Annotated in this window: 15 protein-coding genes; 5 read left to right on the top strand and 10 right to left on the bottom strand. The window is 43.8% G+C overall.

Annotation, left to right across the window (positions count from 1 at the left end; translation table 11 throughout):
* Position 1 precedes the first annotated feature (1 nt).
* From J1N09_RS08565 to J1N09_RS08535, 7 genes are all read right to left on the bottom strand, one after another.
* The gene (locus J1N09_RS08565; protein WP_265199725.1) at positions 2–949 is read right to left on the bottom strand and encodes an ABC transporter ATP-binding protein; all 948 of its coding nucleotides are present in this window, start codon (positions 947–949) and stop codon (positions 2–4) included.
* A gap of 75 nt (positions 950–1,024) precedes the next feature.
* Positions 1,025–3,184, bottom strand: a complete 2,160-nt coding sequence (locus J1N09_RS08560; protein WP_265199724.1) for a prolyl oligopeptidase family serine peptidase — start codon at positions 3,182–3,184, stop codon at positions 1,025–1,027.
* An 81-nt stretch (positions 3,185–3,265) separates the two neighbouring features.
* Complete coding sequence (locus tag J1N09_RS08555) at positions 3,266–3,640, bottom strand: DoxX family membrane protein (RefSeq protein ID WP_265199723.1); 375 nt, start codon at positions 3,638–3,640, stop codon at positions 3,266–3,268.
* 99 nt (positions 3,641–3,739) lie between these two features.
* Positions 3,740–4,750 carry an aspartate-semialdehyde dehydrogenase gene (locus J1N09_RS08550; protein WP_265199722.1) on the bottom strand — a complete coding sequence of 337 codons (1,011 nt, stop codon included), beginning with the start codon at positions 4,748–4,750 and terminating at the stop codon, positions 3,740–3,742.
* Between the two features lie 135 nt (positions 4,751–4,885).
* Positions 4,886–5,293, bottom strand: a complete 408-nt coding sequence (mscL, locus tag J1N09_RS08545; RefSeq protein WP_265199721.1) for a large conductance mechanosensitive channel protein MscL — start codon at positions 5,291–5,293, stop codon at positions 4,886–4,888.
* Between the two features lie 80 nt (positions 5,294–5,373).
* Positions 5,374–6,483 (bottom strand): alanine racemase, encoded by a 1,110-nt coding sequence (alr, locus tag J1N09_RS08540; protein ID WP_265199719.1) that lies wholly within the window; start codon positions 6,481–6,483, stop codon positions 5,374–5,376.
* A gap of 3 nt (positions 6,484–6,486) precedes the next feature.
* Positions 6,487–7,125 (bottom strand): thymidine kinase, encoded by a 639-nt coding sequence (locus J1N09_RS08535; protein ID WP_265199717.1) that lies wholly within the window; start codon positions 7,123–7,125, stop codon positions 6,487–6,489.
* Between the two features lie 102 nt (positions 7,126–7,227).
* Between J1N09_RS08535 and J1N09_RS08530 the strand changes: the two genes are divergently transcribed.
* From J1N09_RS08530 to J1N09_RS08520, 3 genes are read left to right on the top strand one after another with little or no spacing between them, the layout of a single operon-like run.
* Positions 7,228–7,959: a hypothetical protein gene (locus J1N09_RS08530; protein ID WP_265199716.1), complete on the top strand. Its 732-nt coding sequence runs from the start codon at positions 7,228–7,230 to the stop codon at positions 7,957–7,959.
* A 9-nt stretch (positions 7,960–7,968) separates the two neighbouring features.
* Complete coding sequence (gene rsmI, locus J1N09_RS08525; protein WP_265199714.1) at positions 7,969–8,640, top strand: 16S rRNA (cytidine(1402)-2'-O)-methyltransferase; 672 nt, start codon at positions 7,969–7,971, stop codon at positions 8,638–8,640.
* On the top strand, positions 8,637–9,209 hold the full coding sequence (locus J1N09_RS08520) for a uracil-DNA glycosylase family protein (RefSeq protein ID WP_265199712.1): 573 nt from the start codon (positions 8,637–8,639) through the stop codon (positions 9,207–9,209). The genes rsmI and J1N09_RS08520 overlap by 4 nt, the downstream gene beginning before the upstream one ends.
* Before the next feature lie 20 nt (positions 9,210–9,229).
* Here the strand turns inward: J1N09_RS08520 and J1N09_RS08515 are convergent, their stop codons facing one another.
* Positions 9,230–9,820 (bottom strand): carboxymuconolactone decarboxylase family protein, encoded by a 591-nt coding sequence (locus J1N09_RS08515; RefSeq protein WP_265199711.1) that lies wholly within the window; start codon positions 9,818–9,820, stop codon positions 9,230–9,232.
* A gap of 211 nt (positions 9,821–10,031) precedes the next feature.
* Here J1N09_RS08515 and recJ point away from each other — a divergent pair, with 211 nt between their 5' ends.
* Both recJ and J1N09_RS08505 read left to right on the top strand, forming a co-directional pair.
* The gene (gene recJ, locus J1N09_RS08510) at positions 10,032–11,723 is read left to right on the top strand and encodes a single-stranded-DNA-specific exonuclease RecJ (RefSeq protein ID WP_265199710.1); all 1,692 of its coding nucleotides are present in this window, start codon (positions 10,032–10,034) and stop codon (positions 11,721–11,723) included.
* Positions 11,724–11,756: 33 nt separating this feature from the next.
* Entirely contained in the window at positions 11,757–12,368 is a 612-nt protein-coding gene (locus J1N09_RS08505) for a peptidoglycan-binding domain-containing protein (RefSeq protein ID WP_265199709.1), read from the top strand.
* 1 nt (position 12,369) lies between these two features.
* On the opposite strand, the gene J1N09_RS08500 is transcribed toward J1N09_RS08505, so the two are convergent.
* Positions 12,370–13,125, bottom strand: coding sequence for a UDP-2,3-diacylglucosamine diphosphatase (locus J1N09_RS08500; protein ID WP_265199708.1), 756 nt, complete (start codon positions 13,123–13,125; stop codon positions 12,370–12,372).
* 59 nt (positions 13,126–13,184) lie between these two features.
* Positions 13,185–13,634 (bottom strand): 6-pyruvoyl trahydropterin synthase family protein, encoded by a 450-nt coding sequence (locus J1N09_RS08495; protein ID WP_265199707.1) that lies wholly within the window; start codon positions 13,632–13,634, stop codon positions 13,185–13,187.
* Positions 13,635–13,655 lie beyond the last annotated feature (21 nt).

Below are 13,655 nucleotides of genomic sequence, written 5' to 3'. Positions count from 1 at the left end.
ATCAAAGACTTAAATCCAAAAAGATCTTACTGCCGGGAACGATCTTCTCAGCATTACTGAAAAACACTTTTTTGTTGTGCCAGGAGCCTTCAACCAGGTAGTTGTTCCCTTTGAAGTAGTTGTTTATCACAACAACCTCCAGGCGTGTTTTTTCTGAGCTAACTTCCAATTGATGCGGAAATAACAGAAGTTCCTCAGAGCTGTTTTCATCCGTCAAAAGTTCCGAAGGTAAAACATTTACTTCATCGAAGAATCCGGCCTGATACACGGAGGCTACCGATTTATAGATCTCCTCCGGACTTCCGATGACCTCAGTGGCTCCATTTTTAAGTATCAATAGGGTATCCGAAAAGGCCAATGCCTCGGCTGCATCATGCGTTGCTGTAATACAGGATATGTTATTCTCTTTCAAAAAGCTGTATAGCTTGCGCCTCAAGCTATTTTTCCTGAAGGTATCAATATGACTGAAGGGCTCGTCCAGCAACAATAATTCCGGTTGTTTAGCCAGTGCCTTTGCAAGTGCTACGCGTTGTTTCTGCCCGCCGCTGAGGTTCTTCACCATTATATCGCTGAAGGGAACCATATCCACTACCTCGAGCAATTCGCGCACTCTTTTAGCATCTGCTTCAGGATCCAGCCTTGACAGGTGTTCGGCGACATTTTCGGCTACTGTTATAAATGGCATTACGTTGTATTCCTGGGCAACTAGTTTTATAAAAGACTCTCCGGGCACTATGTTGAAATTGGGACCCAGGAGTTCCGTTTCTTCCCAGAAAATCGTTCCTTTATCCAGGTTTAGCAATCCATAAATTAGGTGTAAAAGCGTGGACTTTCCGCAGCCACTTTCACCCAGGACTGCCATATGCTGACCTTTGCCCAATTGAAAACGGATATCCTTCAGGATTTCTTCCTTTTCATAAGAGAATGATTGAATGTCTACTTTCAGCATGATACAATAAGAAAAAAGTTGCCTTTTAAGTCTTAAAGATAAAAGGCAACTTTGAACTCTTAGCGAGAGATTAAATTATTCTTTGATCTTCTCATTCACCTTTTCCGGGAGTACTTCATATCCCATGTTGTAGAGGGTGAAACCAAAAATATCTGCGTATTGTTCGATGGTCTTACTCACGGGAGTTCCCGCTCCGTGCCCGGCATCGGTTTCGATACGTATCAACGTAGGATTGGTTCCTGTTTGTTTTGATTGTAACTCTGCAGCGAATTTAAAACTGTGTGCAGGTACTACACGATCATCGTGGTCACCCGTGGTAATAAGTGTAGCCGGATATTCAACACCTTCTTTTACATTGTGAACAGGGGAATAACCTTTTAGATATTCGAACATCTCTTTGCTTTCTTCAGCAGTACCGTAGTCATAAGCCCATCCCGCTCCTGCAGTAAATGTATGGTAGCGAAGCATGTCGAGAACTCCTACTGCGGGTAAAGCGACTTTCATCAGGTCTGGTCGCTGCGTCATTGTAGCTCCCACCAGCAGTCCTCCGTTAGAACCACCGCGAATTGCCAGGTAATCGGATGAGGTATACTTGTTTTCTATAAGATATTCCGCAGCAGCAATAAAGTCGTCAAAAACATTCTGCTTTTGCATTTTGGTTCCGGCATTGTGCCAATCTTTTCCGTATTCACCACCTCCACGAAGGTTGGGTACAGCATAAACACCACCTTGCTCCATCCATACGGCATTGGTGATGCTGAAGCCAGGAGTAAGGCTAATATTGAATCCGCCGTAACCATAGAGAATGGTTGGGTTCTTTCCGTCTAACGTCAACCCTTTCTTATGAGTAATGATCATAGGAACTTTTGTCCCATCCTTAGAAGTGTAGAATACCTGGTTGCTCTCATAGTTTTCCGGATTGAAATCGATCTCAGGCTTGCGGTATAGTTCGGAATTACCACTTTCCATATCGAATTTATAGATACTACCAGGGGTCACGTAGTTGGTAAAAGAATAATACAATTCTGTTTCGTCTTTTTTCGCACCAAAACCACCGGCGCTACCAACACCAGGCAATTCGATCTCGCGAACCATATTCCCTTCCATATCGTATTGGAAAACCTTGGAAACCGCATCTACCATATACTCGGCGAAGATATACTTACCTCCGCTTGATGGGCTTAAAACGTTTTCAGTTTCAGGGATGAAATCCACCCAGTTCTCAGAGGTTGGATTTGAAGCATCTACAGTGACAATCTTCTGATTTGGCGCATTGAGGTTTGTTGCCAGATACAATTTGGAACCTTCGTTCTCGATAACATAAGTGTCACTATCGGTATGATCCAGGACAGTAACAAATCCGGCAGACGGATCTTCCAGGTCTTTAATAAAGAGCTTATTCCCAGAGGTAGAAATACTCGCGGTAACTACCAAATATTTATTGTCTTCAGTAACATAACCTCCAACATAGCGGTGCTTTTCGGCTTCTGTTCCCCCAAAGATCAATTCATCTTCACTTTGTGGAGTTCCTACTTTATGATAGTAGAGTTTGTGCTGATCTGTCTTTGCTGAAAGTTCACTACCCTTTGGTTTGTCGTAACTTGAATAGTAGAATCCTTCATTTCCTTTCCATGAGAGCCCACTAAACTTTACGTCGATGAGCGTATCCTCAACGATCTCTTTTGTTTCCGTATCCATTACAAGCACCTTACGCCAGTCACTTCCTCCTTCTGAAATACTATAGGCTGCGGTTTTACCGTTGTCTGAGAAGCTCAAACCACCTAAAGAAATCGTTCCGTCTTCCTTAAAGGTATTTGGGTCCAGGAATATTTCGGCAGTGGATGGATCGGCGCCGGTTTGGTAGCGATAGATAACATACTGGTTCTGCAGGCCGTCATTTTTTCTGAAGTAGGTATAGTCACCTTCTTTGAAAGGAGCCCCCACTTTCTCGTAATTCCACAATGTTTCAAGACGTTGCTTGAGGTCTTCCCTAAATGGGATAGTGTCGAGATAACCGAAGGTAACTTCATTTTGTCGTTTCACCCAGTCACCAGTTTCATCACTCATGTCATCTTCCAGCCAGCGGTAGGGGTCTTTTACTTCGGTTCCGAAATAGGTTGTTACCGTATCCACTTGATTCGTTTCAGGATAATTCACAGCAATTGGTTCTTTTTTTTCTTCTTTGCAGGCAATTATAGAGAGCCCAATGAGAAGAAGAATGATACTCTTTTTCATAATGGAATAAATTAGACCCTAAAGGTACTAAAAAGAGAGGTGCCTTAAAACCAGAAACGAGTTGGATTTACAATTTTCATTTTACCTGAACAGAGGTGTGTACGCCTTCCAGTATCTAATGATAAGAATTGTATTCAGCCCTATAACGACTATCGCTTGTAAGATGTCCGGTAAGTCGAGAAAAATATGGAACAAAAGGATATTTACTGAAATAGGGACTAAAACCAAAAGGGCAAATGGAACCCATTTTTTCAGAAGCAATAGAACACCAATAAAAATCTCAAGAATACCAAGGAAATAAAGCACATAGCCGGTATCAAGGAGTGAGTTCATAAAGCTAGCAGCTTCATCAGGTAATTCGGGAGCGGGGATAAAACCGATGAATTTGTTCAGTCCGAAAACAAGGAGAACAAGGGCAAGGATAATACGTAGGAGTGTAGTAAAATTCGAATTCATACGCTGGGAGTTAGGTTATCTTCTCTTAAAGATACAGAAAAATTAAAATCCAACACATAACGACAATACAATTAATGTGTTAGCGCTCAAACCTGTTCCTCAGGAGCGAGAGATGGCTTTTCCCACTAAATTGTTTCTAACCAGGTATTCGGCGATCTGTATTGCATTTGTTGCGGCTCCTTTGCGAAGATTATCGCTAACGATCCACATATTTAAGGAGTTGGGCTGAGTAAGGTCTCTTCGCAGGCGGCCCACAAAAACTTCGTCTTTATCATGAGCGTAGATCGGCATGGGATAGGTATTGGTATCCGGGTTATCCTGAACTGTCACTCCAGGGGTTTCATGAAGTAGTCTCCTTACTTCTGAAAGATCGAAGTCATCAAAGAATTCAACATTCACAGATTCGCTATGCCCCCCTGCCGTTGGAATTCTCACAGCAGTTGCCGTTACCGAAAAGCTTCGGTCGTCGAGTATTTTTTGAGGCTCACGGGCGAGCTTCATTTCTTCTTTCGTATATCCATTTGTTTCAAATACATCACAGTGAGGTAAAGCATTCTTGTGAATAGGATAAGGGTATGCCATCTCACCTTTCACTCCGTTTATCTCGTTCTCCAATTGATTCACTGCAGCCACCCCGGTACCCGAAACCGACTGATAGGTAGAGACCACCACTCTTTTCATCTTGTATTTCCTGTGAAGTGGCGCAAGTGCCATTACAAGTTGTATGGTGGAACAATTTGGGTTTGCTATTATTTTATCTTCTGAAGTAAGAACATCGGCATTTATTTCAGGAACGATGAGCTTTTTGCTAGGATCCATCCGCCAGGCAGATGAGTTATCGATTACTGTTGTGCCTTTCTCCGCGAAGGCAGGCGCCCATTCCAAGGATGTACTCCCCCCGGCCGAGAAGATCGCAATGTCCGGCTCCTGATCTACAGCATCCTGCAAACCGATGATGGTATGCGAAGATCCCTTAAACTCCATTTGTTTTCCAACCGATCGAGCAGAGGCTACGGGTAGGAGTTCAGAAATTGGAAAATTTCGTTCTTCCAGGACTTTTAGCATAACTGTGCCAACCATTCCAGTGGCACCTACAACAGCGACTTTCATAGGTTCATATTTGATATCAAAAGTAAGTGATACTATTTTATTTTTTCAGAATAAAACAATAAAAAAACCCTCCAAAGCTTAACGCAAAGGAGGGGTTAATGGTTTAAATGAGTAGCGTAGCGGCTACGGACGTTCTTATTTTTTCAGAAGGTCTCTAATTTCAGAAAGCAACTCTTCCTGGGTTGGTCCCGGAGGTGGTGCTGGAGCTTCTTCTGCTTGTTTCTTCTTTGTTTTGTTGTAGGCCTTCACGATCATGAAAAGAACAAATCCTACAATTACAAGATTGATAATGGTGTTCACCCATTTACCCCACATAATTGCGTTTTCTGCAACTTCATTACCATCTGCATCAACACTTGCTTCTGTAAGGATATACTTCAAGTCTGCAAAATCCATTCCGCCTGCGAAGTGTCCAATAATAGGCATCATAACGTCGGAAACAAATCCGTTCACAACTAGCCCAACGGCTCCGGCAAGGATAACGGCAACTGCGAGATCGATCACATTGCCTGTCATTATAAAGTTTTTAAATTCTTTTAACATATTGATAGGTTTAATTAAAGTTAACGGGGTAAAGTTAAACAAAAAGCGATTTGAACCTTTAAAAATGAGAGATTTACTATCTATTTTCGGCAAACAACCCGTTTTATCCGATGGGACAATGCCGTCAAGAGTTCGTATGATATGGTATTTGCACTTTTTGCTAGTTCGGAGGCTCGCTGTACGCTTCCATAGATCACTACTTCATCACCTTCTTTGCAATCTATCCCGGTTATATTTACCATAAGCATATCCATACATACATTACCTGCAATAGGAGCCTTTGCTCCATTAATCAGCACATGCCCTTTCCCTTTGCCAAGGGCACGTGGTATGCCGTCTGCATGACCAATTGGTATAGTGGCGGTAACCTCATTGCCGGTTGCCATATACCCCCTGTTGTAACCCACGGTCTCACCGGGTTCGATCCTATGGATCTGTGAAATGACCGATTTGAGGGTATGAACAGGCTTCAATTTGCTGTCGTATTGCTTTTCATTGCTATAACCATAGAGTCCAATACCCGTCCTTACCATATCGAACTCCGCTTCGGGATAATTCAAGATGGCCGAGGTATTACTCTGGTGCAGTATTGGCATATAACCAAGGCGATCACTCAAATCTTCCGAAATGGATTTGAAAGTGTTGATCTGCTCCAGGGTAAACTCTTTTTCATTCGGATCATCACTGGCAGCAAGATGAGAGAAAAGCGATTTGATCCTGATCGAGGAAGTATTCGCCAACTGACCCATGATCCATTCGGTATCGTTTTCCCTAAAGCCTAATCGGTTGAGTCCTGTATTGAATTTAAGGTGAACGGGATACTCTTTTTGTTCTTTTTCTTCGGCCTTAGCTATAAAGGCTTTTAAAATTCTCTGACTGTACAGAGCCGGCTCAAGGCATTGTTCGATGAGCGCTCCGAAATTCCCGGGCTGAGGATGCAGCACCAGAATGGGAGTTTTTATGCCGGCACCCCGAAGTTCTGTTCCTTCGGCTACATAGGCTACCGCGAGGTAGTCCACTCCCAGGGATTCCAATTCTCTGGCGATCTCCACGGCATCGCTTCCGTATCCACCGGCTTTTACAACACCCAAGACCCTGGTTCCTTTTTTTAAGCCTGAAGTTATTTGCTTGTAATTGTGATCCAGCGCATTCAGATCTATTTCGAGCGTGGTTTCAGAGATTTCGGGCATAGGCTATGCTTGCTTTTTCGATGGGAGTTGAATGGGGTCCTTCACATCCATTTTCTTTACCTTATCTCGCAATATAGCCTTGTAATAGGCTGCGCGGCTTAGCGGTTCGTATTCTTCCGTTTCACCGAGTAATACCAATTCGTCACTCTGCGATTTACGGAAGCTGTAATGAGCCAGGTTTCCCGTTCTGGGACATACTGCATGTACTTTGGTGACGTATTCTGCTGTAGCCATCAGGTTGGGCATAGGACCGAACGGATTTCCCTTAAAATCCATATCCAAGCCTGCGACGATCACTCTTACCCCGTTGTTTGCAAGATCGTTACACACTTTCACGATCTCATCATCGAAGAACTGGGCTTCATCAATACCTACCACATCACATCCATCGGCCAGGATCGGTATATTCGCTGCAGCCGGGACCGGTGTGGATCTAATTTCATTACTATCGTGAGAGATCACTTTATCCTCATCATACCGCTGGTCTACAGTGGGTTTAAATATCTCTACTTTCTGACGTGCGAATTTGGCCCTCTTCAATCGACGGATTAGTTCCTCTGTTTTTCCTGAAAACATAGAACCGCAGATCACTTCGATCCAGCCGAATTGTTCTTTCTGATTTACTGTGTTTTCTAGAAACATAAGGTTAACTTAGAATAAAAAGGAATTCCTTGACGTTTACATATAGGTTGCGTAAATTTAACAAAACTAAAGTCAGCGAAGAACGTTTCATTATAAAAAGTTATGAAGAAGAAACTTCAGAAAGAAATAGCAGATTTAGCTGCGGAGCTGGGACAGAATGGCGCCGATTTCAACGTGCTTAAAGCGAAACAAGCGATCCGTTTGATATACGAAAAGCTTACCGTTCTTGAATATTTACAAGGACAACTCGAGGGAGGAGATCAATCTTTCGACTCAAAATCGTTCCGAGAACAAAATTGGTTCGTAGAACCTGAACCATTGCCCAGACCGGAACACGAAGATGAACTGGTGGAACCGGCAATTGAAAAGATAAAAGATATCGTTGCCCAAATGCCCGAAGAAAGTCGGCAGGTGGATGATCTGCTCGAACAGGTCCTGCCAAAAAAGTCATACGTTAAGAACGACCTGGAGGAGTTCGCGTCTCATTACCAGGAAACCCCTGTATTTGAGCGCAAGGAACCGGAAAATTCTCAAACGGCTACTAAGACAGAAACTCTTGGAAATTCTACGTCGAGTAAGCCTAAATCGATCAATGAAAGCCTGAATAACGGTTTAAATATTGGTTTGAACGACAGGCTGGCATTTATAAAGCATTTGTTCAATGGAAGTGCCGACGACTATGCCCGGGTGTTGTCGCAAATTAACACCATACAATCAGTGGAAGAAGCGCACACATTTATTGCGGAACAAGTGAAGCCAGATTACAATTTCTGGTTGAACAAAGATGAGTACGCCGAACGTTTCCTGGCGCTTGTTGAAAAACGGTTCAGCTAAATCCGGATTATGGGAAAGCTCTACCTGGTTCCCACTCCTATTGGAAATTTGAAGGACATGACCTTTAGGGCCGTTGAGGTCCTGAATGACGTAGACCTTATTCTTGCTGAAGATACCCGTACCAGTGGTAAACTTCTGAAGCATTACGATATCTCTACACCCATGCAGTCACACCATATGCACAACGAGCATAAAACGGTGGATGGAATTGTTTCCCGATTGAAAGCCGGAGAAACCATTGCTTTAATTAGCGACGCAGGAACTCCCGCAATCAGCGACCCTGGGTTTTTGCTAACCCGTGCCTGTGTTGAGCAAGGTATAGAAGTTGACTGCCTGCCAGGCGCAACGGCTTTTGTACCTGCTTTAGTAAATAGCGGACTCCCGAATGACAGGTTTCTATTCGAAGGATTTCTGCCGGTTAAGAAGGGGCGCCAAACCAGGCTGAATTCACTTGCCGCAGAATCCCGAACCATGGTTTTTTACGAGTCACCACACAAATTACCAAAGACACTTGCACAATTTCAGGAAGTATTTGGAGCAGACCGAGCTGCTTCGGTTTCACGGGAACTCACCAAGCTGCACGAAGAAACAATTCGGGGTACACTGGCTGAACTGGCAGATCATTTTAGTGCGCACCCGCCAAAAGGAGAAATTGTTTTGGTTGTAGCGGGTAAAAAATGAAACAGCTACTCACAGAGATACGAAGTTGCACCATTTGTTCCGAACACCTGCCCTTAGGACCTCGGCCTGTGATTGAAGCATCCGAGAATTCTAAGATCATTATTGTGGGCCAGGCTCCCGGAACGAAGGTTCATGAAAGCGGTGTACCCTGGGACGACCAGAGTGGCAAAAAATTAAGAGAATGGCTGAATGTGTCGAGTCAGTTGTTTTATGACGTTGAAAGATTCGGGATAGTGCCAATGGGCTTTTGTTATCCCGGCAAAGGAAAGACGGGAGATCTCCCACCCAGGAAGGAATGTGCGGAAGCATGGCACGACAAGATATTTAAGTCATTTAGCAAGGTGGAGTTGATATTGCTAGTGGGGACATATGCCCAGGAATATTTTCTTCGGAAGGACTCAAGAAATCTGACAGAAAAAGTGAGAAATTATTCAGAATATCTCCCGGAATTCTGGCCGATGCCACATCCCTCTCCGGTAAATCGTTTCTGGCGCTCGAGAAACCCTTGGTTTGAAAAGGAAGTCGTTCCGAAACTTCAGGAAAAAATTCAGAAAATCTTAGAATTCTAAACTCCCGATATTCTAAGATACTATTGATGCTTGCCTCTGTTCCAGCCGTGTTTCCCTAAGTACTGTTCTCCGCTTTCCACAGCACCATCTTCGATGGACGTTCCCATGGAGTCGTTCCAGCGGTTGAGGTAGCCGAACAAGGAGATCACCCCCAGCATTTCTACTATTTCACCTTCGTCCCAGTGCTCGTACAGGCGGGTTTTTATTTCTTCATTCACGGCGTTCGGCACCAACGAAGCCGCCAGTGAGAAGTCCAACGCGGCTCTCTCAGCTTCTGAAAACGCCGGATGGGTTCGGTATTCCCAGATATTATCCAGTTGCTCCTGCTCCGCTCCGTAACGTTCTGCAGCTCGAATAGCATGGGCCTGGCAGTAGCGGCAGCCCGTAGAATTACTACTCACCCAGGCGATCATTCTTTTCAATGCCGAAGTAACCCTACCCTCATTGGCCATCACCGCTTTATTGAGGTTGATAAACGCTTTACTTATGGCCGGTCTGCGCTGCATAGTGAGCACGCTGTTCGGGCAAAAACCCAGGGTTTCGTTGAAGAATTCCGCAAGTTCTTTGGTTTCAGGATCGTGATCGGGAGATAAAGGAGTTACAAGTGGCATGAGTGAATTGATTTAATTCCCGAAAATACGAAAACAAGCAGGCATAATCCAATTGTCAAATGAGTTTCATTAAAAGTTAATTTGTACTTTTACCAAAGCCGTTCAGCTTCCCTTTAAACAGATGTCCGAATAATTATGGTTTGAATTCTTACCGGCTAAATAAAGCAGCCGTTTGTAATTTGATATATTGTTGTTTGGAACTTTTACTACTATGCGTTGGACACTCAAACCAAAACCACAACCCGAAAAAGTTGCTAAACTGAGCCAGGCGCTGCAGGTTGAACCTATAATTGCAATGCTATTGGTACAGCGAGGGATAGAAACCTACGAAGAGGCAAAAGCATTCTTCCGTCCGGAGCTCACACAACTGCACGATCCCTTCCTGATGAAGGATATGGACAAGGCTGTAGCACGTATTGAACGTGCAATCACTTCCGAAGAGAACATTTTGATCTACGGTGATTACGATGTGGACGGTACTACCAGTGTTTCCCTGCTTTCCTCTTACCTGAAAACCTTTTACCCGAATATCTGCACTTATATTCCAGATCGCTATGAAGAAGGATATGGTATATCCTATCAGGGAATCGACTTTGCAGAAGACAACGACATTTCATTGATTATCGCCCTGGACTGTGGAATTAAAGCTATAGACAAGGTGGCTTATGCAACAGAAAAAGGCATCGATTTTATTATTTGCGATCACCACCGACCGGGCAGTGAATTACCCGATGCGGTGGCTGTCCTGGACCCAAAACGAGAGGATTGTATCTATCCGTACAAGGAACTTTGCGGTTGTGGTGTTGGCTTTAAACTAGTGCAGGCTTTGGCGGCAGGAAGAGGACAGACCATAGACGATCTGCTTCTGTATTTAGACCTCGTTGTTACCGCCATCGGTGCTGATATCGTACCAATTACGGGAGAGAACAGGGTACTGGCATATTATGGCCTGAAAGTGATCAATTCTAATCCCAGGACAGGCTTTAGGGCAATTCTTCAGCAGGTAAAAAAGAATCAACTAACCATTACCGACGTGGTCTTTATCATCGCACCGCGCATCAACGCAGCAGGGAGAATGAAACACGGAAATCATGCGGTGGCACTGCTCGTGGAAGATGATTTTGATCAGGCGGTGGCCTTTGCAGCGGAGATAGAAGATTTTAATACAGAGCGAAGAGATACGGACAAACAGATCACTGAAGAAGCGCTTAAACAGATTCTTGAACAAGCAGAAGAAGACAGGAAGACCACTGTGGTATACAATGAGAAGTGGCACAAAGGAGTTATAGGAATTGTGGCGTCCAGACTCACGGAAACCTACTACAGGCCTACCCTTGTTTTTACTAAAAGTGGTGATAAACTGGCTGCATCAGCACGCTCGGTAAAAGGTTTCGACGTGTATAATGCACTTGAAGGATGCGCGGAACACATAGAGCAATTCGGCGGACATAAGTATGCGGCGGGTCTTACTTTGTTGGAGGAGGATTACGAGAAGTTCAAAGCTGAATTTGAGAGGGTTGTTTCAGAAACTATCGATCCGAAATTACTAACACCAGAGATTCAAATTGACTCGGAACTTCCCATTAAGAATATCACACCCCGATTGTATCGAATACTTAAACAATTTGCGCCTTTCGGACCAGGGAATATGACTCCTGTATTTATGGCTACGGATATAAAGGACAGCGGCTCCGGACGATGCGTGGGTTCAGATAAGTCTCACTTGCGCTTGGTGGTGGAACAAGGAGATAATAAAACAATCACCGGAATTGGATTTGGCCTTGGCGACAAGGAATCCATCGCTTGCGAAGGCAACTATTTTAAAATGGCTTATTCCGTTGATGAGAATGAATGGAATGGCAGGGTAAGTCTTCAGCTTAAAATTAAAGATATCAAACCCTGATTTTTGTATCTTTAGATTAAACTAACCGGACAGATGAAGCAAATTATAATATTCCTGTTGATCGTCATTATTGGCCTTATAGGATGGGGGCAGTATAAAAAATACAAACGCTTCAGCCTTGAAGAGTATGCCTACAAAACATCCGATAACATAGACACAGCAAATGCAGATAAGGCAGTGCTATTGGATTATTATCAGGCCATAGAGGCTGTGAACGGGTATGTAATTACCCAATGGAGTGCCAACGGTATCGATGTCCGAAATCCAAAGAAAGACAACGAGCAAACAAAGGCGGCCGTTGCTGAATACGGAAACCGTCTTGCGAATGTGAAGTATTTTGAAGCCTTGTTGTCTTCACCACCAAAGAAGGAAAAGCCCAAAGAATTTTCGAAAGAAGACCAAAAGAAACAGCTAATACGTAAACAGTTTTATGCGAATCCTTCTGAAAACAGTTTGAGAATCGGAGATAGAAATGCTATGGTTTTTGAAATTCAAAACATCCTGATTTCGAAAGGGCATATCATCGAACACGACGGCTTGTTTCGTGCCGAAACATTTAGCGCCTTGAAAGAATTTGAAGAGAAAAACAACTTGTTTCCCGATGGGAAACTGGACGTGATCACCCTGGAGTATTTGCTGAAATAATTTAGATAAAGGTTTCTATTCTGAATGTATCCTCTTCGAATACACCGTAGGTGTAATGAGAGATCCAGTCGCCCAGGTTAAAATAGGTAGAATTAGGCCCTACTTCGATCTCCATAGGAAGGTGTCTGTGCCCGAACACAAAATAATCGTAGTGTTTTGTTTCAAGTTTTCGGCGGGCGTATTGGGCCAGCCACTCATTTTCTTCACCTAGAAATTTCTTATCCTCATCACCGGAGATGATCTTATTCTTTACTGAAAGGTATTGGGCGAGCCGCATGCCTATTTCTGGATGCAACCACCTGAATAGCCATTTGAAGAAGGGGTTTGTAAAGACTTTCTTCATACGTTTATAACCTTTATCTCCCGGACCTTTCCCGTCACCATGGCCAACTAAAAAAGCCTTGCCGTTAAATTCGAATTCCTTAGAATCTCTGTAGGTGGGGATATTCAGTTCTTTTTCAAAATAATCGCGCATCCACAGATCGTGGTTGCCAACGAAGAAATAGATTGGGATACCGCTATCGCTTAATTCTGCCAGTTTTCCCAAGACGCGGACAAATCCTTTAGGCACCACCGTTCTGTATTCAAACCAAAAGTCGAACAAATCTCCTAAAAGAAATATAGCCGCAGCATCCTCCTTTACAGTATCTAACCAGCGCACAAATTTCTTCTCGCGAGGCATACTGGCTTCCGGAGTAGGGGCGCCCAGGTGATTATCACTGGAGAAGTAGATTTTTTTGCCCTCTGGGATCTGCATGCGATAAAGATAGTTAAAAACAAAAACTCACTTAGAGCAGTTTCAACCTAGTAAATAGGCTAATTCTCGGAAGCGTACCAGGCGGCGTAGCTGGTATCAGTCTCCTGAAGTTTGAGAGAATGTAATTTGATGTTTTCAGGAAGGCGTTTCTTGATTTTTGCCGCAAAATCGATGATCATCATCTCACTGGTGGGTTGATAGTCCACAAGGAGCACATTATGCCCTCGAGTTTCCAGCTCCCTGGCTAACTCAACGTGGGGGGTGTTCTTGTTAAAGACTGTTGCATGATCGAATACGTCTACAACTTCTTCTTTCACGATCTTCTTCAGATCTGTGAAATCGATCACCATACCGAATTTCACATGATTAGGGTCGTCTATGGGCGTCCCGTTAACCGTGACGGAAAGTTTGTAGCTATGGCCGTGGACGTTCCTGCATTTTCCATCATAGCCATAAAGAGCGTGGCCTGTTTCGAAGGTGAACATTTTAGTGATCTGTATCTTGCTCATCGCGTACTTACTTTTTTGTAA

The sequence above is a fragment of the Aureitalea sp. L0-47 genome (genome assembly GCF_026126405.1).
Taxonomy (GTDB): domain Bacteria; phylum Bacteroidota; class Bacteroidia; order Flavobacteriales; family Flavobacteriaceae; genus Pukyongia.
The sequence above is the reverse complement of the archived record's forward strand: the minus strand, read 5'-3'. Positions and strand labels throughout refer to the sequence as shown.

What these genes read in the sequence shown, in the direction of transcription:
- J1N09_RS08530 (WP_265199716.1), top strand. Translation starts at nt 7,228, where the DNA reads ATGAAGAAGAAACTTCAGAAAGAAATAGCAGATTTAGCTGCGGAGCTG.
- J1N09_RS08520 (WP_265199712.1), top strand. Translation starts at nt 8,637, where the DNA reads ATGAAACAGCTACTCACAGAGATACGAAGTTGCACCATTTGTTCCGAA.
- J1N09_RS08515 (WP_265199711.1), bottom strand. Translation starts at nt 9,820, where the DNA reads ATGCCACTTGTAACTCCTTTATCTCCCGATCACGATCCTGAAACCAAA.
- mscL (WP_265199721.1), bottom strand. Translation starts at nt 5,293, where the DNA reads ATGTTAAAAGAATTTAAAAACTTTATAATGACAGGCAATGTGATCGAT.
- alr (WP_265199719.1), bottom strand. Translation starts at nt 6,483, where the DNA reads ATGCCCGAAATCTCTGAAACCACGCTCGAAATAGATCTGAATGCGCTG.
- J1N09_RS08505 (WP_265199709.1), top strand. Translation starts at nt 11,757, where the DNA reads ATGAAGCAAATTATAATATTCCTGTTGATCGTCATTATTGGCCTTATA.
- rsmI (WP_265199714.1), top strand. Translation starts at nt 7,969, where the DNA reads ATGGGAAAGCTCTACCTGGTTCCCACTCCTATTGGAAATTTGAAGGAC.
- J1N09_RS08565 (WP_265199725.1), bottom strand. Translation starts at nt 949, where the DNA reads ATGCTGAAAGTAGACATTCAATCATTCTCTTATGAAAAGGAAGAAATC.
- J1N09_RS08550 (WP_265199722.1), bottom strand. Translation starts at nt 4,750, where the DNA reads ATGAAAGTCGCTGTTGTAGGTGCCACTGGAATGGTTGGCACAGTTATG.
- J1N09_RS08555 (WP_265199723.1), bottom strand. Translation starts at nt 3,640, where the DNA reads ATGAATTCGAATTTTACTACACTCCTACGTATTATCCTTGCCCTTGTT.
- J1N09_RS08495 (WP_265199707.1), bottom strand. Translation starts at nt 13,634, where the DNA reads ATGAGCAAGATACAGATCACTAAAATGTTCACCTTCGAAACAGGCCAC.
- J1N09_RS08560 (WP_265199724.1), bottom strand. Translation starts at nt 3,184, where the DNA reads ATGAAAAAGAGTATCATTCTTCTTCTCATTGGGCTCTCTATAATTGCC.
- recJ (WP_265199710.1), top strand. Translation starts at nt 10,032, where the DNA reads ATGCGTTGGACACTCAAACCAAAACCACAACCCGAAAAAGTTGCTAAA.
- J1N09_RS08535 (WP_265199717.1), bottom strand. Translation starts at nt 7,125, where the DNA reads ATGTTTCTAGAAAACACAGTAAATCAGAAAGAACAATTCGGCTGGATC.
- J1N09_RS08500 (WP_265199708.1), bottom strand. Translation starts at nt 13,125, where the DNA reads ATGCAGATCCCAGAGGGCAAAAAAATCTACTTCTCCAGTGATAATCAC.